This is a genomic window from Streptomyces jeddahensis (assembly GCF_001642995.1).
Lineage (GTDB): Bacteria > Actinomycetota > Actinomycetes > Streptomycetales > Streptomycetaceae > Streptomyces > Streptomyces jeddahensis.
In genome coordinates, this window is sequence record NZ_LOHS01000184.1 from 1 (window position 1) to 20561 (window position 20561).

General features: G+C 73.0%; 17 protein-coding genes and 1 tRNA gene. 12 read left to right on the forward strand and 6 right to left on the reverse strand.

Annotated elements, in window-relative coordinates; all coding sequences use genetic code 11:
* Positions 1-130 precede the first annotated feature (130 nt).
* The gene (locus STSP_RS34160; RefSeq protein WP_107441482.1) at positions 131-655 is read right to left on the reverse strand and encodes a hypothetical protein; all 525 of its coding nucleotides are present in this window, start codon (positions 653-655) and stop codon (positions 131-133) included.
* Positions 656-983: 328 nt separating this feature from the next.
* Between STSP_RS34160 and STSP_RS34165 the strand changes: the two genes are divergently transcribed.
* On the forward strand, positions 984-2438 hold the full coding sequence (locus STSP_RS34165; protein ID WP_067284920.1) for a hypothetical protein: 1455 nt from the start codon (positions 984-986) through the stop codon (positions 2436-2438).
* Positions 2439-2490: 52 nt separating this feature from the next.
* On the opposite strand, the gene STSP_RS34170 is transcribed toward STSP_RS34165, so the two are convergent.
* On the reverse strand, positions 2491-3093 hold the full coding sequence (locus STSP_RS34170; RefSeq protein ID WP_067284921.1) for a histidine phosphatase family protein: 603 nt from the start codon (positions 3091-3093) through the stop codon (positions 2491-2493).
* Positions 3094-3490: 397 nt separating this feature from the next.
* Here STSP_RS34170 and STSP_RS34175 point away from each other — a divergent pair, with 397 nt between their 5' ends.
* The 7 genes from STSP_RS34175 to STSP_RS34205 all read left to right on the forward strand — a co-directional run bounded on the left by STSP_RS34175 (position 3491) and on the right by STSP_RS34205 (position 10046).
* Positions 3491-4459, forward strand: a complete 969-nt coding sequence (locus STSP_RS34175; protein WP_067284922.1) for a phosphatase PAP2 family protein — start codon at positions 3491-3493, stop codon at positions 4457-4459.
* On the forward strand, positions 4410-5588 hold the full coding sequence (locus STSP_RS34180; RefSeq protein ID WP_067284923.1) for a hypothetical protein: 1179 nt from the start codon (positions 4410-4412) through the stop codon (positions 5586-5588). The genes STSP_RS34175 and STSP_RS34180 overlap by 50 nt, the downstream gene beginning before the upstream one ends.
* Positions 5579-7204: a hypothetical protein gene (locus STSP_RS34185; protein ID WP_067284924.1), complete on the forward strand. Its 1626-nt coding sequence runs from the start codon at positions 5579-5581 to the stop codon at positions 7202-7204. The genes STSP_RS34180 and STSP_RS34185 overlap by 10 nt, the downstream gene beginning before the upstream one ends.
* A 128-nt stretch (positions 7205-7332) precedes the next feature.
* Complete coding sequence (locus STSP_RS34190; protein WP_067284933.1) at positions 7333-8616, forward strand: AAA domain-containing protein; 1284 nt, start codon at positions 7333-7335, stop codon at positions 8614-8616.
* Positions 8617-8809: 193 nt separating this feature from the next.
* Positions 8810-9160 carry a hypothetical protein gene (locus STSP_RS34195; protein WP_067284925.1) on the forward strand — a complete coding sequence of 117 codons (351 nt, stop codon included), beginning with the start codon at positions 8810-8812 and terminating at the stop codon, positions 9158-9160.
* 147 nt (positions 9161-9307) lie between these two features.
* Entirely contained in the window at positions 9308-9982 is a 675-nt protein-coding gene (locus STSP_RS34200; protein ID WP_107441483.1) for a bifunctional DNA primase/polymerase, read from the forward strand.
* Positions 9973-10046, forward strand: a tRNA-Lys gene (locus tag STSP_RS34205). The genes STSP_RS34200 and STSP_RS34205 overlap by 10 nt, the downstream gene beginning before the upstream one ends.
* A gap of 134 nt (positions 10047-10180) precedes the next feature.
* Here STSP_RS34205 and STSP_RS34210 read toward each other — a convergent pair.
* A complete protein-coding gene (locus STSP_RS34210; protein WP_408646398.1) occupies positions 10181-11536 on the reverse strand; it encodes a M6 family metalloprotease domain-containing protein in 1356 nt (451 codons plus the stop codon).
* Positions 11537-11915: 379 nt separating this feature from the next.
* Between STSP_RS34210 and STSP_RS34215 the strand changes: the two genes are divergently transcribed.
* A complete protein-coding gene (locus STSP_RS34215; protein ID WP_232789907.1) occupies positions 11916-13976 on the forward strand; it encodes a putative bifunctional diguanylate cyclase/phosphodiesterase in 2061 nt (686 codons plus the stop codon).
* 135 nt (positions 13977-14111) lie between these two features.
* Here the strand turns inward: STSP_RS34215 and STSP_RS34220 are convergent, their stop codons facing one another.
* From STSP_RS34220 to STSP_RS34230, 3 genes are all read right to left on the reverse strand, one after another.
* The gene (locus tag STSP_RS34220; RefSeq protein ID WP_067284926.1) at positions 14112-15221 is read right to left on the reverse strand and encodes an LLM class flavin-dependent oxidoreductase; all 1110 of its coding nucleotides are present in this window, start codon (positions 15219-15221) and stop codon (positions 14112-14114) included.
* A gap of 80 nt (positions 15222-15301) precedes the next feature.
* Positions 15302-16039 carry a maleate cis-trans isomerase family protein gene (locus tag STSP_RS34225; RefSeq protein WP_067284927.1) on the reverse strand — a complete coding sequence of 246 codons (738 nt, stop codon included), beginning with the start codon at positions 16037-16039 and terminating at the stop codon, positions 15302-15304.
* 33 nt (positions 16040-16072) lie between these two features.
* A complete protein-coding gene (locus STSP_RS34230) occupies positions 16073-16879 on the reverse strand; it encodes a maleate cis-trans isomerase family protein (protein WP_067284928.1) in 807 nt (268 codons plus the stop codon).
* A 272-nt stretch (positions 16880-17151) separates the two neighbouring features.
* Between STSP_RS34230 and STSP_RS34235 the strand changes: the two genes are divergently transcribed.
* From STSP_RS34235 to STSP_RS34245, 3 genes are all read left to right on the forward strand, one after another.
* Positions 17152-18099: a D-2-hydroxyacid dehydrogenase gene (locus STSP_RS34235; protein WP_067284929.1), complete on the forward strand. Its 948-nt coding sequence runs from the start codon at positions 17152-17154 to the stop codon at positions 18097-18099.
* An 86-nt stretch (positions 18100-18185) separates the two neighbouring features.
* The gene (locus STSP_RS34240; protein WP_067284930.1) at positions 18186-19586 is read left to right on the forward strand and encodes an amidase; all 1401 of its coding nucleotides are present in this window, start codon (positions 18186-18188) and stop codon (positions 19584-19586) included.
* Positions 19587-19715: 129 nt separating this feature from the next.
* A complete protein-coding gene (locus STSP_RS34245; protein WP_067284931.1) occupies positions 19716-20501 on the forward strand; it encodes a carbonic anhydrase in 786 nt (261 codons plus the stop codon).
* The last annotated feature ends 60 nt before the right edge of the window (positions 20502-20561 follow it).

Consider the following 20561-nt stretch of genomic DNA (forward strand, 5'->3'; position numbering starts at 1 on the left):
GGGGCGGGGGGGGGGGACCCCGCCGCGGAGCGGCGAAGAAAACAGCCGCGGAGCGGCAGGGAATCAGTGCCGCGGAGCGGCACAGAACCGCCGCGGAGCGGCGCAGAGAAACACCCCGCCCAGCGGAGCGCTACCGGCAGTCGTCCGCCGCCGCAATCATCCGCGCCGCCACATCCAGCGCCTCCCGCAGCACCACCGGATCGGTGACCCGCGCCGTGACCTCCGCGTCGGCCGGATGCACCGGGTCGGCCGACTGGGCCGCGGCAGGCGGCAGCAGCCAGCGCGTGCCCTCGATGGGCGGCACAGGCGCGGTGCCGATGCCTCGGCCGAAGGTCTGGGTACAGGCGCTGCCGGGAACGTCCCACGCGTCCGCAGTGCCGGGCGGCACCAGGAACCCGAGCACGTCGCAGCCCCCGTCGTGCAGCACGGGACCGACGGCCTCCGAGGCACCGCGCCGGAGGATGTCGACCGCCTCCAGACCCTGGCGGGCCGGCACGGTGACCAGGTCGCAGGAGTCGTCTTCCCGTGCCATCGGACCCTGGGAGGGGCCCCCGGGCGCCATCTCCATTCCGCGCGCCGGTGCGCTGCCCTCCGGCGTCGGCCTGTGCTGCGCGGTCGACAGCGACGGACAAGGTGCGTGTGCGTTGTTCTCCATTCCGGCCTCCAACACGGAACCCCTCCACGCTCGAGTCGCTCGGTTCGGTACCACGCGGCCCTCGTGGACCGTGCAGCTCCCTCTCCGCATCGTCCAACGTCCGTGAGGCGTCAACGGCTACGGCAGCACACCGCCGCAAAGGATGGCAGTTCATGGCAGATCCCGTATGAGTTATCCGGTTTGTGCTCAAACTGTGCGTGGCAGCGCCGTCACAAGGGGTACGTTCTTGCCCCGCCGGAACAGAGGTGGCAAGAGGGGCGGCAGACGTACGGCCCAGGAGTACAACTCCCCCCGGAGTCCGGCACGATGCGTATGAGAGGGCCCGGCCATGGAGTCGTCACCGGCGACCTCGTCGTCGTCACCGTCCCGCCGACGGGATCTCCAACCGAATCTCGCCTTCCGTGAGTTGCGGGGACAGCGCTCACCGGGCGAGTTCGCCGCCGCGGTACGGCGGGCCGCTCGCGAGATCGGCGAGCGGGTCAGCTGTGACGCGCGGTACATCGGCCGGGTCGAGGCAGGCGAGATCCGCTGCCCCAACTACGCCTACGAGCGGGTGTTCCTGCACATGTTTCCCGGCCGCTCGCTCGCGGACCTGGGGTTCGCCCCTCGCTCCGAGGTACGCGGCCGGGCGCGGGCCCGGTCGGAGGCCGCGCCGCCACCCCCCACGGCCGACATCCCGCACTGCGAAATCCCGCACACCCAAGTCCCCCACAGCGAAATCCCGCACCACAAGACCGAGAACCACAAGGAGAGCGACGTGCAGCGTCGCGCGTTCATGACTAGCGGTACGGCCACGGTGGCCGCCGTCTCCTTCGCGCCCTTAGGGCTCGCCAGGGACGGCGTAGCCGCCGCCACGGCGGCCGGCCGGCCCGTCCGCAGGGTCGGGCACGCCGAGGCGAACGCGGTCGAGGAGGCCGTACGCAAGATCCGGCTGCTCGACGACCGGCACGGTGCCGACGGGCTCTACCGCCGCGCCGCGGCACCGCTGCGCGCCGCCTACGCCCTCCTCGACGCGGGCACCGCCCGGCAGGCGACCGCACAGCGGCTGCAGGCGGGGGCGGGTGAACTCGCCATCTCGGTCGGCTGGCTGGCGCACGACTCCGGGCGCTTCGAGGACGCGCGCTCGCACTACGCGGAGGCGCTGGCGACCGCGCGGATGTCCGGCGATGCGGCACTGGAGGCGCACGCCTTCTGCAACACGGCGTTCCTCGCCCGGGACGCGGGCCGGCCGCGCGAGGCGGTGCGCGCCGCGCAGGCGGCGCAGCGCGTGGCCCGCAATCTGGCGTCGCCGCGGCTGCTGTCGCTGCTCGCGCTGCGGGAGGCGGGAGGCTGGGCCGGGCTCGGCGACCGTACCGGCTGCGAGCGGTCGCTCGCCCGCGCCCAGGCCCTGTTCGACTGCGGCCCCTCGAACGCCGACCCGGAGTGGATGAGCTTCTACGGCGCGGCGGAACTGGAGGGTCTCGAAGCGCAGTGCTGGTCGGCCCTCGGCGACTGGGCCCGCGCGGCCCGCCATGCACGCCGCGCGACCGCGCTGCAGGACCCTCACTTCACCCGCAACACCGCGCTGTACACGGCGGAACTGGCCGACGACCTGGCGCGGGCCGGCCGCCCGGACGAGGCGTCAGCTGCGGGCCTGCGCGTACTGGACCTGCTGAGCGAGGTCCAGTCGTCGCGCGTGCTGTCGATGCTAGCCACGACGGCCCGTGTGCTGGCCCCGCACCGCAAGGCTCCGGGCGTCTCGACGTTCCTGGAACGCCACCGGGAGCTGGCGCACTCGGCGTGACCCCCAGGGTCCCGGGCTTCCGGCACCGGCCGGGAGTCCGGGGTCCTGATCGCTAGGCGCCGAGGGCCAGATGCCCGCTGTCGTTCCAGGACTCGATCGCCGGTTCCCCGTATGCCCAGCCCAGCACGGACAGCGACGTCGGATTGAGCCGGATGCGGGCCGCGAAGGCGAGGTCGAGGCCGAGCCATCGCGCCCCGATGGACCGCAGGATGTGCCCGTGCGCGAAGACGAGCACGTCGCGGTCGGCCGACCTGGCCCATGCGACGACCTCGTCCGCGCGGGCGGTCATCTGCGCGAGTGTCTCGCCCTCGGGCACCCCGTCGCGCCATATCAGCCAGCCGGGCCTGATCGCCTGTATCTCGGCGGGCGTCATGCCCTCGTACGCGCCGTAGTCCCACTCCAGAAGCGCGTCCCAGGGGGTTGCCCGGTCACCGAAGCCGGCCAGTTCGCAGGTCTCACGCGCGCGTGCCAGTGGGCTGGTGCGCACCTCGGCGTCCGGGAGCCCGTCGAGCGGGGCGCGGTGCAGACGTTCGCCGAGCAGCTTGGCGCCGCGCCGGCCCTCCTCCAGGAGCGGGATGTCCGTCCTGCCGGTGTGCTTTCCGGCCAGTGACCATTCGGTCTGTCCGTGCCGGGCCAGCAGGATGCGCGGTGCCATGGAGCGCCTTTCCGAGAGCGAACAGGACAGAGCGGGTGGATCGAGCTGATTCAGCGACAGGGCCCACCCGCCCCTCCATCATCGCGCACAGGTACGAACCGTCGCGCCCGGGTCCGGACCAGCGGGCCTGCATCGGACAGCGGCACGGCCCGCCGTCCCTGCCTCTCCGCGCTCGGTGCGGCGGCACGCGGGCGCTCGTCGCGACGGCACGCGCGCGTGCCGTCCTGCGGTCCGGCGAGCGCCCCCAGACCGTCCGGCGAGCAACCCCGCGCGCGATCTCTGCGTCTTGAAGATCAGGAAGCGTCCCGGCTGAAAAACGTTCGCGTACACGGTTCACATACACCGTAAAGTGGGCGGGCTGCAGCGGGCCGCTGGGGCCGGGGAGGGAGACCATCGGATGGCGCAGACCGACGCACCAGGTGCGAGGACGCCTGGCGCGAGCCGGCCACGCTGGTGGACCGAACTCCCTCTGATCATGCTCGTGTACCTCGCGTACTCGGCGGGCCGGCTGCTCGCCCGCGGTGACGTGTCGACCGCCGTCGACCACGGCCTCGCGATCCTCCGTGTCGAGAAGGCCCTGCACCTCAACGCCGAGCACCCGCTGAACCGTCTTTTCACGGCCGAGCCCTGGCTCGGCATACCCGCGGATTTCTGGTACGCGTCGCTGCACTATCTGGTCACGCCCGCGATCCTGGTGTGGATCTTCCGTTCCCGTGCGGTCCACTACCGCGCCGCCCGCACCTGGCTGATGACCTCCACGCTCATCGGACTCGTCGGCTTCACACTGCTGCCGACCTGTCCGCCACGGCTGCTGTCGGCGGGCCACGGCTTCGTCGACACGATGGCCTACTACAGCTCGTACGGCTGGTGGGGCGCCGAGGCGAGTGCGCCGCGCGGCCTGGGCGGCATGACGAACCAGTACGCGGCGATGCCGAGCCTGCACGTGGGGTGGGCGCTGTGGTGCGGCGTCATGCTGTGGCGGTACGGCGGCGGCCGGCTCACCAAGGCGGCCGCGGTGGCGTATCCGCTGGTCACCACCGTCGTGGTGATGGGCACCGCGAACCACTACTTCCTCGACGCCGTCGCGGGAGCGGCCGTGATGGGTGCCGGATTCCTCCTCGCCCAGCCCGTGATGCGGCTCGCCGACCTCGTGGGGGCCCGGCTGGGGGCGGGCCGCGAGCCGCTCGGGACCGCTGTCCCGGGGGCCTCCCGAGCCGCAGGTTCCCCGATTGTCAGTACCGGATGCCAGACTTCGGCGGGTGAGCGAATTCCCGGACAGCGCAGACCCGGCCAGCGCAAGGCCAGCGCCGGGCCGAGTGCCAGCCCCGCCGACGCGGGGGACGGCGCTCCGGCACCGGCTCGCTGAGCTGCGCGGCCCCGCCCGGCCGCCGCAGCCGCTCGACGCGCGCGCCCTGGCCGCGCTCGCGGCCAACCCCGGCTGCAGGAGGCGCGCGCTGCTGGACGGCGCGGGCGTGGACAAGGCGGCGCTGGCCGGCGCCCTGGGCTCGCCCTCCTCCTTCGGGCAGTCGCAGTTCGCGTTCATCCGGGGCAACGCCTTCGAGGCGCGTGTCAAGGCCGACGGCGGCGCCGTGCTGCTGCGCCTGGTGCACGAGCGGCTGGACCGCTCCGCCGAGCCTCCCGAGCCGGGCGCCACGCACACTCCGGATCTGTCGGCGGCGGGCCCCGAGGGACGCGCGGCGCGTACGTCACTGGCGCTGCGCGAGGCGACCGGCGCGGGCGCGTGGAGCCTGCTCGACCACCCCATGCTCGCGCTGGACGTCGCGGGTTCCCCGGCCTTCCTGGAGCCGGACGCGGTGGTGGTCCACCCCGACGGCGGCTGGACGGTCGTCGAGATCAAGTCGTTCCCCGTGATCGACGGCTCGGCGGACGCGGCGAAGGTCGGAGCGGCCGCGCGCCAGTCCGCCGTGTACGTGCTGGCGCTGGAGCAGGTCGCCGCCCGCATGGACCCCGCGCCGCCCGTGCGCCACCAGGTCCTGCTGGTCTGCCCCAAGGACTTCTCGAACCTGCCCACCGCTTCCGCGGTGGACGTCCGCAAGCAACTGTCGGTGACCCGCCGCCAGCTGACCCGGCTCACCCGCATCGAGGACATCGCGGAGGCCCTGCCCGAAGGCACGAGCTTCGACGTGGAGCGGCCGGCCGACGAGCTGCGAGCCGCGGTCGACTGCGTCCCCGCGGCGTACGCACCGGAGTGCCTGTCCGCCTGCGAGCTGGCCTTCCACTGCCGCGACCGGGCCCGCGCGGAGCGCGCCGTGACGGCCCTGGGCCGGTCGGTGCGCGGCGAACTGGGCGCCCTGACCACGGCCGACGCCGTGCTCGCGGCGGCCCGCGGCACGACAGGCGACCCTGCGGACCCGACGGTGACGGCCCTGCGCAGGGCGGCCGCACTGCGGGCGGAGGCTCTGGGGGGTGCCCACCACCCTGCCCAAGGCGCCCGGCCGGCGCCGCACCGCGGTGAGGAGGCCCCGTGTCGCTGATCTCCACGCTCGCCCGGCTCGAAGCCATGAGCACCGGACGCGCCCAGCCCGCGGCCACCGTCCGGCACCGGCATGTGTCCGAGCGTCCGCTCGTCTTCGTGCCGCTCACCACCGCAGGCGAGGCCGGCGCACCGCTGGGTGCGCTCGTCGGCACGGAGCGCGACGCGCCCCGCCTGCTCGTCGTCCCGCAGCCGCGCGACCGCGACCTGCGGTTCGCGTTCCTCGCCGAGCTCGCCGACATCGTCCTGCCCTACATCGACGAGTACGCGGCCGGTGTCGAGGCCGCCGAGCGCACCGAGACCGACCCGGAGACCGGCAAGCGCGTCAAGGTCGAGGTCGACCTGTGCTCGGACGCACCGCAGCTGATCGTGCCGAGCCGGGCGGGCATCGAGTTCGTACGGCTGCTCGGGCGCTCCATGCGTTTCCGGCGCACCGCCGAGCAGGATCCCGAGGCGCCGTACCCCGCCCCGGCCCGCGTACCACTGCTCGGCCGCTGGCTGACGCACTTCGCGGAGCGCGCCCGCGTACCGGGCTCGTCGCTGCTGCCCGCCATGACCGAGCTGCTGTCCCGGCACTGGGCGACCGGGCAGAGCAGCCTGGAGGACCAGCACCTCGGCGCGCTGCTCGCCTGGATCGACCCGCCCGACGGCGAGTCCGGCGCGGAGGCCGCGCTGCGGGCCGAGCTGGCGCGGGACGCCCAGGGCCAGCTGGTGTGCCCGCCCGCGGGCCCGGCCACCGACCCGGCGTTCGACAACCGGCTGCTGGCCCCGGCGATGGAGCGCTACGACCGCGCGCGTACCGCCCTGGCCGCCGCCGAGGACGGCATCGAGGCGGACGTCCGGCTCGGTGAACTCACCGCCGCCGAGCGGCAGATCCGTGCCCTGGTCGAGAGCCGGACACGACCCACGTGGGACGCCGTGTGGCGCGGTGTCGATCTCCTGCGGGCGCTGCCCGAGGCCGCGCATGTCGCCGACCGCTGGACCCGCGACCGCTGGTCGTTCACCGGCCACCGGGACCGGGTCGCCGCCGGTGAGCCGCCTCAGCCGCGGCGCGACGACGCCGTCACGGCCGCGAACAAGCTCGCCGCGCGCGAACGCGAACAGACCCGGCTTGAGGCCCAGGAGGCGCTCGACGACCCGCTGGTGATGGCAGGGCGACGGCTCGCCGGGGAGGCCTTCGCGGGCGAGGTGACGGACGTCGTCATGGCGTACAGCGAGAGCAAGCGGCCGAGTCCGCGACCGCTCGTCACCGTCCGGACCGACGACCGCCCGCACCTCGGCGAGCGCACCAAGGTGTACCGCTCGCTGGACGGCAAGCCGCAGACCGCGGAGTTCGTCGGGTACGACGAGGGCGTCAACGGCGACGGAGCCGGCGGCGATGGGGTGGCGATCGTGCTGCGCACACTCGACAAGATGGGGCGGGGCAAGGAGCCCGAGCCCGGTTCGGTGCCGGAGAAGGGCGACCGGCTGTGCTTCACGCTGTTCGAGCACGACCAGCGTGGGGGCCCGTCCCTGCCGGATCCGGAGGAGACGCCGTGGACGCACGGCGGCCCGCCGGGTGACGGCGCCGCCATCGTGGAATCTCCGGATCCGGTGACCGAGGAGGACGTCCTGTGACCGCCGACGCCCGCCCCCTCGAGGCGCGGACCAGCCTCGACTCGCCAAGCCCGGACTCGCCAAGCCCGGACTCGCCGAGCCCGGAGAGATCCGATCCTGCGGCCGCGGCCGCCCGGGCCACCGACGCGATCCTGCGGGACACACTGCACGGTGCGCACCGCGGCGTCGTCGTGGACTCTCCGCCGGGTGCCGGGAAGTCCACCCTCGTGGTGCGGGCGGCGCGTGAACTGGCGGCCGCCGGACGCCGGTTGATGGTCGTCGCCCAGACCAACGCCCAGGTCGACGACCTGGTGCTGCGGCTCGCCGAGAAGGACCCCGACCTCCCCGTGGGGCGCCTGCACAGCAACGACGCGGATCCGTACGACAAGGCCCTCGACGGCCTGCCGAACGTGCGCAAGTCCGCCAAGGCCGCCGATCTCGCGGGGCTTGACGTCGTCATCTCGACCGCGGCCAAGTGGGCGCACGTCAAGGGGGTCGAGCCCTGGCGGTACGCCATCGTCGACGAGGCGTACCAGATGCGGTCGGACGCGCTGCTCGCCGTGGCCGGCCTCTTCGAGCGGGCCCTGTTCGTGGGTGATCCGGGGCAGTTGGATCCGTTCGCGATCGTGGGGGCGGAGCAGTGGGCGGGCCTGTCGTACGACCCCTCGGCATCCGCCGTGACGACGCTGCTCGCGCACAACCCTGAGCTGCCGCAGCACCGGCTGCCGGTGTCGTGGCGGCTGCCCGCGTCGGCGGCGCCGCTGGTGTCGGACGCCTTCTATCCGTACACGCGCTTCCGCAGCGGTACCGGGCACGGGGACCGGCGGCTCGCTTTCGCCGTGGCGTCGGACGGTTCGGGTCCTGACCGGGTCATCGACGAGGCCGCCGAGGCGGGGTGGGGGCTGCTGGAGCTTCCGGCCCGGCATACGCCGCGGACGGATCCCGAGGCGGTACGCGCCGTGGCGCAGGTCGTGCGGCGGCTGCTGGACCGCGGGGGTGCGGCCGTGTCCGAGCGGTCGCCCGATCCGGTGCCGCTGACGGCCGACCGCATCGCGGTCGGCACGGCGCACCGCGACCAGGCGGCGGCCGTGCGCTCCGCGCTCGCGGAACTGGGCGTCGCGGACGTCACGGTGGACACGGCGAACCGGCTGCAGGGGCGGGAGTTCGACGTGACCGTCGTGCTGCATCCGCTGTCGGGGCGGCCGGACGCGACGGCGTTCCACCTGGAGACGGGGCGGCTGTGCGTGCTGGCCTCCCGTCATCGGCACGCGTGCATCGTGGTGTGCCGGGCGGGGGTCGCCGAACTGCTCGACGACCATCCGTCCACGGAGCCGGTGCAGCTGGGCGTGACGGTGAAGTTCCCGGACGGTTGGGAGGCGAACCATGCGGTGCTGGGGCACCTGGCCGAACACCGGGTGACCTGGCGACCGTAGGCGGGGCGCCGCCCGCCACCTCCGGGGACGGTCCGCCCTACGCGTCTGCGGGCCGTCGTCGGCTGGGACGCCACCTGCCGTGAGGGGGCAACCCCAAGAGAGGGAACCCGGCGCCCTGGGCCGGGGGCCTACTTGCGCGGCACGGGACAATGGAACGTGGCCCCCAAGGGCCATGGATACGAGGAGGAGAACCATGGCGGAGCCCGAGCGGCCCCGTACCGAGCCGCGGCTGCGCCCCGCACCGCTGCTCTTCGAGCCTGCGGAGGCGGCCGCCGACCCGGAGCACTTCTTCGACCTGGAGTCGATCGAGGATCCGCGGCAGCTGCTGTCCCGGGCCACCGAGCTGACACTCGCCTTCCGGGCCGCAACGGACCGGGCCGTCGAGTACCAGGCGATAGCCGCCGCACAGCTCGCGGACCCGCGCCGCTTCGACCGCCTGACGCCCGCCGACATCGCTGCCCGCGCCGAGTGGACCGAGGACTACGCGAAGAAGATGGTCGAGTACGGGCGCGATCTGCTGCGTGGGGCCGACGGAGAGGCCTGAGCCCGTCCGCATGTTCGGGGGTCAAGAGGTCCCAGCACGATCTTCCGGCATATGCCCTGGGGCAGGGTACTCCTTCCCTCCCGCCCCCGGCCCGCTTTCCCGCAACTCAGCGAAACGTCCCACTCACCGCGGGTACACACATATGCCATGAGCAGCAACCACCTTCCTCTGGCCCTGTCCGTCCACGAGCAGTTCGATGCCTCGGACGTCACCTTCGAGGGGGCGTCCTGGCTCGCCTCAGCACACAGCGATCCGCAGAGCGCCCTCGCGTTATGGCGGGAGCGCCCCGGCTCTCCGATCGTGGTGCCCTGCGGTACCGCATTCGACGTCGTGAACGTCCCCGCGATCTTCGGGCGCCGCATGCTGGACCGGCTGTGGGACGAGGGCCCTGGATCGGGGCCCGTCGCCGCGTATCGCGGACGCATGCTGCTGTTCGCCGCCCCGGGGACGGCCCAGCGGCTGCCCTCGCTGCTGGCCTGGGAGGAGTGGGCCGGCCGGTGCCGGGGCGTCCCGCCGCTGCTGTGCCACGGCCGCGGTGACGCGGTGACCGTGCCGCCGCTCGTGCCCGGGCAGTCCGCCCCGGCCCGGCCCGACTGCCGCTGGCTCGTGGCGCCCGACACCCGGCACCCCTGGCTGCCCGGGCCGGAGGTCGTCCTCTGGGCCGTCGTGCGGGCGGCCCGCGACGCCACCGAACGGCCCGGAAAGGCCCGGCCGAGGGCGGCGGCGGGGGACGGACGGGCGTCCGGGACAGCCCTGCGCTTATCGATTTTTCCTCCCGCCGACCAGGGTGCTAAGGTCTACGACGTCAGCAGGCGCCGCTAGCTCAGTTGGTTAGAGCAGCTGACTCTTAATCAGCGGGTCCGGGGTTCGAGTCCCTGGCGGCGCACGATGGCGATGGCGAGGCGTGTTCGCGGAAAGCGCGAACCTCCTCGCCATCGTTGTTTCTGCGCGGCTTCGCCGCGCGTAGTGGGGGCTTCGCCACCCACACCCCCTGGGTCGGGGTGGCCGTGAGTCCCAGCCTCACCCCGTCGTGATCTTCACCGTCCACGCCCCCGACGGCGTCCGGTCCTCCGCCTCCACCCGCACCTTCGCGCCCGGCACCGTGAACGTCTCCCCCACCCGCACCGGCGCGTCCGCCAGCTCCGGATAGACCGAGTCGCCCCAGCACGACTCCGAGTGCGGGTGGGCGTCCACCACCTCGATCGGGCCGCCGCCGGACGCCGTCTCGCTGCGGACGCCGTAGACGAGGATGCCGTCCGTGCAGCTCGCCTCGTCGTTGCCCGCGGGCCCGCGGGCCTCGAAGGCGAGTGCGCTGGTGCGGCCGGTGCGGACCACCGCAAGCTTGGTGCCGCCCCCGGAGCCGAAGGGCTGGCCGGCCAGCGCGCCGCCGGGTTCGGGGCCTTCCGCGAGCGGTTCCAGCGTCAGCCGCGTGCTGCCGAGCCCCTCCACGCATGCGATCTGCCTCGGCTGAAGCCAGCCGAGCTTCCACTTGTGCCAGCCGAAGAGATCAGGGGCGAGCCCGAACTGGCTGCCCATGACGTCCCAGTCCCCGACATAGGTGTCCCAGTCACCCTTGCCGTCGGTTGGGCGGTGGTAGAGATCCGGCAGGTCGAAGACGTGGCCCGTCTCGTGGGCCAGCACGTTGCGGTCCGGCGGATGCCGCTCGAAGACCGTGACCACGCGCCTGATGTCCGCGCCGTCGGCCCTGATCGGGCGCTCGAAGTTGACCACCTTCGTCGCGTCCGAGTCGACGCCCGGCGCATCCGGGTCCGCGATGAGATACACGATGTCGTACTTGCTGAAGTCGACCTGGGCATTGGCGGCGTTCACCGCGTCGCGCAGATAGGCGCTGCGCCGTGACGCGTTCCAGTCGCGCTTTATGGCGTACGAGGTGGAGGTGTGCGGCATCTCGATCCAGGCGGGCTGCGGGTGCGGGCGCAGCGTGAACTTGCCGTACGAGGCGTGCTTGAAGAAGCGGCTGGTGGCCGGGAAGTAGTCGGCGGCCAGGGCGGCCGGGGAGACGCGGGGCCTGGAGTCCGGGAAGGAGAGGAAGACCATCACCGCGTCGAGGGTGCCGGTCGGGCGCGGATAGGCCGCGTTCCAGGTGTCGACGCCCTCCGAGTGGTGTGCCGCCGTGCGCTCCAGGGCACAGGGCCCGCCCAGCGGTTCGGCGGATACCGGGCCCGCCACCAGTGAGGTCGCGGCGAGGGCGGTCAGCGAGGTGAAGGCGGCCGTGGTGCTGCGCAGCCGAGTCCGGTGGCCCCCGCGCCTGAGGGCCCTGGGGCCCGCGACGGCAGCCGATTTGCCCGCGGCGGCAGCCGATGCCAGAGCCCCGGGGAGGCGCTGTAGCCCCCTGAGGGGAAGCTGACGCGGCACGTCGACCTCCGGGTGGGGAATTCGGGAGACGCCACCCAGACTGTGTTGGTTTGTTGATGTTCGCCCTGTTTATCTGCACCACTCGGGTGAGCCCTACGACACCCCGGGTGTTCACGCAATGTCACAGGTGGTCGCCCAACGAAGGAACCGCGGCCGGGCCTGGGCAAAAACGATCTGGCGTCGTGCAGGGGTACGGCGTATCGCCGGATCGTGGCTGGAACGGCCCGGAGGCCTGCCTCTATGATCGGCACGATTTCCTGCTCGGACCGGGGCTTGGGCGGTCCTCCCCTGGTCGGTGACCGCCTTCACCCATCGCAGGAACGGCTTGGGGAGCGCCCCGTGGCCCTGACCGAGAACGACTGCACTGCGGGAGCGAACGGTGAGCGGAACGTCCGAAGACCCGGCGCCCGCGGCGGATCTCGTCCGGCCGGCGGTCACGGAGCGTGGCGCATTCCCGGTCGGCCGCCGCGATGCCCTGCGGGCGGACACCGATGCCCCGCGGGCGGATCCCGATGCCGTACGGGCGGACACCGGTGCCGTACGGGCGAACCGCGATGCCCTGCGGGCGGACCCCGACGCCCAGCAGGCGGATCCCGATGCCGTCGGGGCGGACCCCGATGCCGTACGCGCAGGCCCTGACGGATCCGCACAAGCCGACCCCGATGCCCAGCAGGCGGACCTTGCTGCCGTACGGGCAGGCCCCGATGGAGCGGCGCAAGCCGGCCTCGATGCCGTACGGGTCGCCTTCGCCGCCGCCCCGCTCGCCATGGCCGTCGTCGACCACGAGGGACTCGTCCGCTACGCCAATGACGCGCTCGCCGCCCTCTTCGGCGGGCCCCCCGAGGCCCTGGCCGGGCAGGCCGCCGCGGACCTGGTGGACCTGGCGTCCGACACCCGCACCTGGCATACGTACCGCGATGTCCTGCGCGGCCGGCAGGCCGGGCTGCGCTGCACCCGTCGCCTCAAACACCCCGACGGTCACTCGCTCTGGGTCCAGATCACCGTCGCGCCGCTGCCGGACGCCGGCGGGGAGGGCGCGGTGCTGCTCTCGGTCCGGGACATCAGCGTCCGCCGAGAACTCCAGGCGCGGCTGCGCCATCTGCAGATGCACGACCCGGTGACCCGGCTGCCCAACCGCACCCTGTTCTTCGAGCGCCTGGCGGCGGCCCTGGAGGCGGGGCCGTACGAGGACGGAGCCGGGCGGATCGGGCTGTGCTATCTCGACCTCGACGGGTTCAAGGCGGTCAACGACACGCTCGGCCACCGGGTCGGCGACCGGCTCCTGGCCGCCGTCGCGGAACGGCTCACGCGCTGCGCGGACCAGGCCGGTTACGCCCGGGCCGCCACACCCCTCGTCGCACGGCTCGGCGGCGACGAGTTCGCGCTGCTGGTGGAGGACTCGAAGGGCACGGAGCAGCTCGCGGATCTGGCCGAGTCCGTGCTGAAGGCCGTGCAGGAGCCGTTCGACCTGTCGGGGCAGCGGCTGTCCGTGTCGGCGTCCATCGGCATCGTCGAGCAGCGGGCCGCCGACACCACCGCGACGGGGCTGATGCAGGCCGCGGACACGACGCTGTACTGGGCCAAGGCGGACGGCAAGGCGCGCTGGACGCTCTTCGACCCCGAGCGCAACGCCCACCGCATGACCCGCCAGGCGCTGTCGTCCACGCTGCGGCCCGCCGTCGACCGCGGTGAGTTCGCCCTGGAGTACCAGCCCTTGGTGGGCATGGAGGACGGGGAGCTGCACGGGGTCGAGGCACTGGTGCGCTGGCACCACCCGCAGTTCGGGACGTTGACGCCGAATCGGTTCATCGGACTGGCCGAGGAGGACGGCTCGATCGTCCAGCTCGGCCGCTGGGTGCTGCGCACCGCCTGCCGCCAGGCCCGGCAGTGGCAGCTCGACCACCCGGGCGTGCCTCCGGTCTTCGTCAGCGTCAACGTGGCGGTGCGCCAGGTCTGGGACTCCGACCTGGTCGCCGACGTCGCGGACATCCTCGCGGACACAGGGCTCGCCCCGCGCCTGCTGCAGCTGGAGCTCACCGAGTCCGCCGTGATGGGCTCCGCCGGGCGTCCGCTGCAAGCCCTCCAGGCCCTGAGCGACATGGGCGTGCGGATCGCCATCGACGACTTCGGCACCGGCTACTCGAACCTCGCGTATCTCAGCCGGCTGCCGGTGTCGGTGCTCAAGCTGGACGGGTCGTTCGTACGGGGGTTCCGGTACGAGGACGGGGCCCATCCCAACCCCGCCGACGAGGTCATCGTCGAGGCGATGGTGCAGCTCGCGCACCGGCTGGGGCTGACGGTCACCGCGGAGTGCGTGGAGACCTCCGGTCAGGCGAAGCGGCTGCGGCGGATCGGGTGCGATACGGGGCAGGGGTGGCTGTACTCCCGGCCCGTGGCGCCGGAGCGCATCTCGGCGCTGCTGACGAGCGGCGGGGCCTGACGACGACGTGCTGTGGGCAATCGTTCCGCAGGGCGGAACGGGTGGGCACAGCCCACGACGGCGGGTGCGCCTTCATGGCAGGGTGCCCTGGCTACGGGGACGGGGCACCCGGTATGGGGTGCCCCGTACATGCGTTCAGGCCCGCGGCATCCCGTACGCGTTCGCGATCAGCTCGTACGAACGGACCCGCACATCCCCGCCGTGGGCGTTCGCCGTGATCATCAGTTCGTCGGCGCCGGTGCGCTTCTGGAGGTCGTCGAGGCCGGTGCGGACCTCGTCGGCGGTGCCGTGGATGACGTTCGCGTTCCAGCTGTCGATGAAGTCGCGTTCCAGGGAGTTGAAGGCGTACGACTCGGCCTCCTCGGGCGTCGGGACCAGGCCGGGGCGGCCGGTGCGCAACCGGACCATGTTGAGGGCCGCGGCCAGCACCTGGCGGCGGGCCTCCTTCTCGTCGTCCGCGGCGAGCGCCGAGACGCCGATCAGGGCGTACGGGGCGTCCAGCACCTCCGAGGGCTGGAACGAGTCGCGGTACAGGTCGAGCGCCGGCAGCGTGTTCTGCGCCGAGAAGTGGTGCGCGAAGGCGAACGGCAGGCCGAGGGCTCCGGCCAGCCGGGCGCTGAAGCCGGAGGAGCCGAGCAGCCAGACCGGGGGCCGGTGCGGGGACTGCACGCCGCCCGGTGACGTGGCCTGGACCGGCCCGGGGACGGCATGGATACGGGCGTACCTGTGGCCCTCCGGGAAGTCGTCGTCCAGGAAGCGGGTCAGCTCGGCGAGCTGCTGGGGGAAGTCGTCGGCGCCGTCGGGGAGCCTGTCCGTGCGGCGCAGGGCGGCGGCCGTCGCGCCGTCCGTGCCCGGCGCGCGGCCGAGGCCCAGGTCGATACGGCCCGGGGCCATCGCCTCCAGGGTGCCGAACTGCTCGGCGATGACGAGCGGCGCGTGGTTCGGGAGCATGACGCCGCCCGAGCCGAGGCGGATACGGTCCGTGTGGGCCGCCAGATGGGCGAGGATCACGGCGGGCGACGACGAGGCGACGCCGGGCATGGAGTGGTGCTCGGCCACCCAGTAGCGGTGGTATCCGCGGGTCTCCGCGAGGCGGGACAGCTCGACGCTGGTGCGGAGGGCGTCGGTGGCGGTGCGACCCGCACCGACGGTCACCAGGTCCAGTACGGACAGAGGCACGGGGGCGGTGCCCTGGGCCTTTCCGCGGATCTCGTCGCGTGCCGTGTCGGGGTGGTCCGCTGCCACGGTGGGTGCCTCCTGTTGTGTACGTCGCGTGGGGCGCGTACCGGCTAACAGGAGGGGGACTCCGGTTATTCCCCCCGGCCCTACCCCTTCACCTGCACGATCGGTTCCTTCGTGAACAGTGCGCCGAGCTCCGGCGCGTTCACGCGGCGCGAGACCAGGCGCAGGGCCTCCCAGACCGTGACCTGGTTGGCGGTGAGGAGGGGCTTGCCGAGCTCCTGTTCCAGGTCGCGGATGTGGGCCGCCGTGTGCAGGGCCGTGTCGGGGAGCAGGACGGCCTCCGCGTCCGGGTGGTCGCCGGTCCGGGCCAGCTCGCGGACCTCGTCGCGGCCCCACGTGCCGACCTCGGCCGCCGTCATGATCCCGCTCCCCCGCACCGAGACGACCTCCGTGCCGGCGTCCTTCAGGAACGCGGCGAACAGCGCGGCCACGTCGTCCGGGTACGTCGCCGCGACCGCGACACGTCCCGCACCCACCTCCCGTATGGCATGGGCGAACGCGAACGACGTGCTGGACGCGGGCAGGCCCGCCGCCAGTGCCAGCGACCGCACCTGTTCCTGGGCGCCCTCCCAGCCGTGCACGAAGCTGCCGCTGGTGCACGCCCACACCACCGCCTCGGCGCCGGCCAGCCGCAGCTCCTCGACCCCGGCCGCGAGCCGCTCCGGCGACCCCATCTCAAGCAGCGCGTCGACGCGGTGGGCGTCCTCGCCGATGTCCGTGTGGATCACCGCGAGCCGGATGTCGCTGCCCAGCAGCTGCTCGATGCGCGGGTAGTCGTCCTCGGCGGAGTGGCCCGGGTACAGGAATCCGAGTGCGGTCACGTCCAGCCTCCTTCGCTGGGAAGCCCCCTGGCGTCAGGGCAAGGGGGGAGGTCCGTCGGGCAGGGCAGGGGGGTCGAGCTGCGCCGCACCCGGCCTCGCGCCGGGATCGATCAGCGCCTGGTACGGCCCCACGGCACGCGTACCCAGACGGCGCAGCGCTGACCACATCGTCACCTGGTTGGCCGAGATCACCGGTATCCGGAGCTCCGCCTCCAGCTGGGGGATCACGTCGTACGTGGGCAGATTGGTGCAGCTGATGAAGAGGGCGTCCGCCGCTCCCCGTACAGCATGCCTCGCCATGGCGACCACGTCGCGGTAGGGCACCTTCCAGATGTGCCGGGTCAGGCCCAGGCAGGACCGGCCGGTCACGTGCACGCCCGCCTCGGCCAGATACTCCTCCAGGGCCCTGGTCACCGACACCGTGTACGGGGTGACCAGGGCGATCCGCCGGGCCTGAAGCTCGTCCAGCGCCTCAAGCAGCGCACCCGAGGTGGTCAGCGCGGGGAGCGCATCGTCGGCCGTGGCGCGCGTCATCGCCTCGCACATGGCGCGCTCGCCCGCGATGCCGCCCACGAAGCTGCCCGATGTGCACGCGTATGCGAGGACCTCCGGCTCGGCGGCGCTCAGCGCCCGGACCGCCTCGCCGAGCGTCTCGTGCTCGCTGACCAGCCGCGCCAGGTCGAGACTGACCTCGACGGGCACGTACGGCGTGCGGGTGAGATGCAGCGAGACGTCGTCCGGGACCCAGCGCCACAGCTCGCGGTCGAGCGCGAAGTCGAAGGGGGCGACGACGCCGACACCGCGTTGCGCGTGCGGTCCGCCGAGGAAAGAGACGTCCATAACCAGGCCCCTGTTCACTGAAGGTGAGCAGTTGTGCTGAGGAAGGGCCGGCCGTCGGCCGGAGGGAGGGAGCCGGCGCATGCCGGGACGTCGGGACTGAGGATCGGAACTGAGATGCAGGGCCGGACACCGGGCCTGTGTTGACGACGGTAGGTTCGGCTGCCAGCGTGGTCAATCCGCACATCTCAGACGACCCCGGCCCGGCCCTGCGGATGACCGCCACGGCATCCCTCCAGAGAAGCGGACCCGCATTGCGAAACGGTTTCCCTCCGATGTCCGAAGTAACCCTTCTTGTCCTGGACGCCAAGCCGCCGCCGCGGCTGGGACGGCTGACCGGACGGGCCCGTGTCGTCCACGCCGACGAGGCCTCGCTGGCCGCGCAACTTCCCGACGCGGACGTGCTGTTGGTGTGGAACTTCACATCGGACGCGGTACGCCGCGTCTGGCCCGGCGACGGTCCGCGGCCGCGCTGGGTGCACACCGCGAGCGCGGGCGTGGACCATGTGCTCTGCCCGGAGCTCGTCGCGTCCGACACCGTCGTGACGAACGCGCGCGGCATCTTCGACCAGCCGATCGCCGAGTACGTGGCCGCTCTCGTGCTGGCCATGGCCAAGGATCTGCCGCAGACGTGGGACCTGCAGCGGGAACGCACCTGGCGCCACCGTGAGACACAGCGGGTGGCGGGCACGCGCGCGTGCGTGGTCGGTTCAGGACCGATCGGGCGGGCGATCGAGCGGACGCTGAAGGCGCTGGGCGTGATCACGGCCCTGGTGGGCCGGGCACCGAGGACCGGTATCCACGGCCCGGAGGACCTGGACCGGCTGATGGCACGCGCCGACTGGGTGGTGTGCGCGGCGCCGCTCACGGACGAGACGCGCGGCATGTTCGACGAGCGGCGGTTCGGCGTAATGCAGCCGTCCGCGCGGTTCATCAACGTGGGCCGCGGGGCACTCGTCGTCGAGGAGGACCTGGCACAGGCGCTGTCGAAGCGGTGGATCGCGGGCGCCGCCCTCGACGTGTTCGAGCACGAGCCGCTGCCGCCGGACAGCCCGCTGTGGGAGGCCCCAGGCCTGATCGTCTCGCCGCACATGAGCGGCGACACGGTCGGCTGGCGGGACGAGCTCGGAGCTCAGTTCGTCGAGTTGTACGAGCGGTGGGAGGCGGGGAGGCCGCTGCTGAACGTGGTCGACAAGAAACGTGGGTATGTACCGGGGCGTTGATCAGCCACAGCCCGTCGCCAGGTGCTGATCGCGCTGATCACGCACTGTCCATCGCTACCCGTCGCCAACGACCCTGGGGAGAGCGAATGACCGAGCTCACCGACCTGACCGCGGCCCAGCTCATCGACGGCTACCGCAAGGGAGAGTTCAGCCCCGTCGACGCCACCCGCGCGGCCCTGCGACGCATCGAGGAGACGGAGCCGGCGGTCAACGCCTTCGTACGCGTGGACGCGGACGACGCGCTCGCGCGGGCCGAGGAGTCCGCGCGGCGCTGGGGTCGCGGCGAACCGGCCGGTCTCGTGGACGGCGTACCGGTCTCCGTGAAGGACATCCTGCTGCTGCGCGGCGGCCCCACGCTGCGAGGCTCGCGGACCGTCCGCCCCGAGGGCGCCTGGGACGAGGACGCGCCGTCGGTGGCGCGACTGCGCGAGCACGGCGCGGTCTTCCTGGGCAAGACGACCACCCCGGAGTTCGGCTGGAAGGGCGTCACGGACTCCCCCCTCTCCGGCGTGACCCGCAATCCGTACGACACCTCGCGCACCGCGGGCGGCTCCAGCGGCGGCAGCGCAGTGGCCGTGGCGCTCGGCGCGGGGCCGCTGTCGCTGGGCACGGACGGGGGCGGCAGCGTCCGTATCCCCGCCGCGTTCTGCGGCATCTTCGCGCTGAAGCCGACGTACGGGCGGGTGCCGCTATATCCGGCGAGCGCCTTCGGGACGCTCGCGCACGTCGGACCCATGACCCGGGACGCGGCGGACGCGGCGCTGACGATGGATGTGATCAGCGGCCCCGACTCGCGCGACTGGTCACAACTGGGGCCGGGTTCCGGCAGCTTCCGGGACGCCCTGGACGGCGGCGTGCACGGCCTGCGCATCGCGTACTCCCCGTCGCTGGGCGGCCAGGTCGCGGTCCAGCCGGGCGTGGCGGCCGCGGTACGCCGGGCGGTGGAGCGGCTGGCGGAACTGGGCGCGTACGTGGAGGAGACGGACCCCGACTTCACCGAACCGCTGGAGGCGTTCCACACGCTGTGGTTCAGCGGGGCGGCGCGGGTGGCACAGAAACTGCCCGCCGCGCAGCGGGAGTTGCTGGACCCGGGCCTGCGGGAGATCTGCGGGTACGGCGCCCGGTACAGCGCCCTCGACTATCTGGCCGCCGTGGACGTGCGGATGGACCTGGGCCGCCGGATGGGCCGCTTCCACGAGACGTACGACCTGCTGGTCACCCCGACCCTGCCGCTGACCGCGTTCGAGGCGGGTGTGGAGGTGCCGCCCCGGTCGGGCCACCGGCGCTGGACCGGCTGGACGCCGTTCACGTACCCGTTCAACCTGACGCAGCAGCCCGCGGCGTCCGTACCGGTGGGCCTGGACGCAGCCGGGCTGCCGGTGGGGCTGCAGCTGGTGGCAGCGCGCCACCAGGACGACCTGGTCCTGCGGGCCGCGCACGCGCTGTACGAGGCGGGGGCGGCGGGGGTGGCGCCGCCGGCCATGTAGAAGGTTCTGGCCAAGGATTTCCCTCGAAGCCGCCAAGAACGGTTCAACACGTGACCATGATTCGCCAACGATCTCCATGATTCAGCAACGTGAACAAACGGGCGTCGACTCGGACGTACGTTCCTGTTCGTGAACTCTGACCCAGTACCTCACATAGCCGTCCGCCCAGAGCGGACGGCATCCGTCGCCCCGTTCTCCGGCGCGACGCGCCGCGCACGGCGCTCCCTCCTCCGCGCCGCGTTCACGGGGACCGCGGCCCTCGGCGCCGGCCTCGCCGTCGGCGCCTCCCCGGCGGCCGCCGCGCCCGCCCCCGCCGCTCAGCGCAAGCGGCCCACCACTGCCGAGGAGGCCCTGCAGGAGCTGGCGGCGGGCAATCACCGCTGGCGCACCTTCCGCGAGCAGCATCCCGACGAGACGCCCGCCGTCCGGCAGTCGCTGACGACCAGTCAGCATCCCTTCGCCCTCGTGCTCGGCTGCATCGACTCGCGGGTGCCTCCGGAGCTGGTCTTCGACCAGGGCCTCGGTGACCTGATGACCGTACGCAGCGCGGGCCAGGTCCTCGACGAGGCCGTACTCGGCAGCCTCGCGTACGGCGCGCTCGAACTGGGGATCCCGCTGCTCGTCGTGCTCGGCCACCAGTCGTGCGGGGCCGTGAAGGCCACGGTCCAGGCCGACGAGTCGGGCGAGGAACTGCCCGCCCACATCCAGTACCTGGCCGACCAGATCAGCCCGGCCATCGACCGCAGCAAGGAGGGTGACGCGCGCATCGACGCGACGATCGACGCCAACATACGGCTCGTCCGGTCGCGGCTCGCGGCGGAGCCCGATCTCGCCGCCAAGGTGGACTCGGGCGCGCTGACCATCGTCGGCGCCCGCTACGAGCTGACCACCCAGCGGGTGCACCTCATCAGCTGAACCTCGTACAGGCAGGAGGCGGCCGCGGTGGAAGCCGCCCGTCTCGATGGTCAGCGGTCC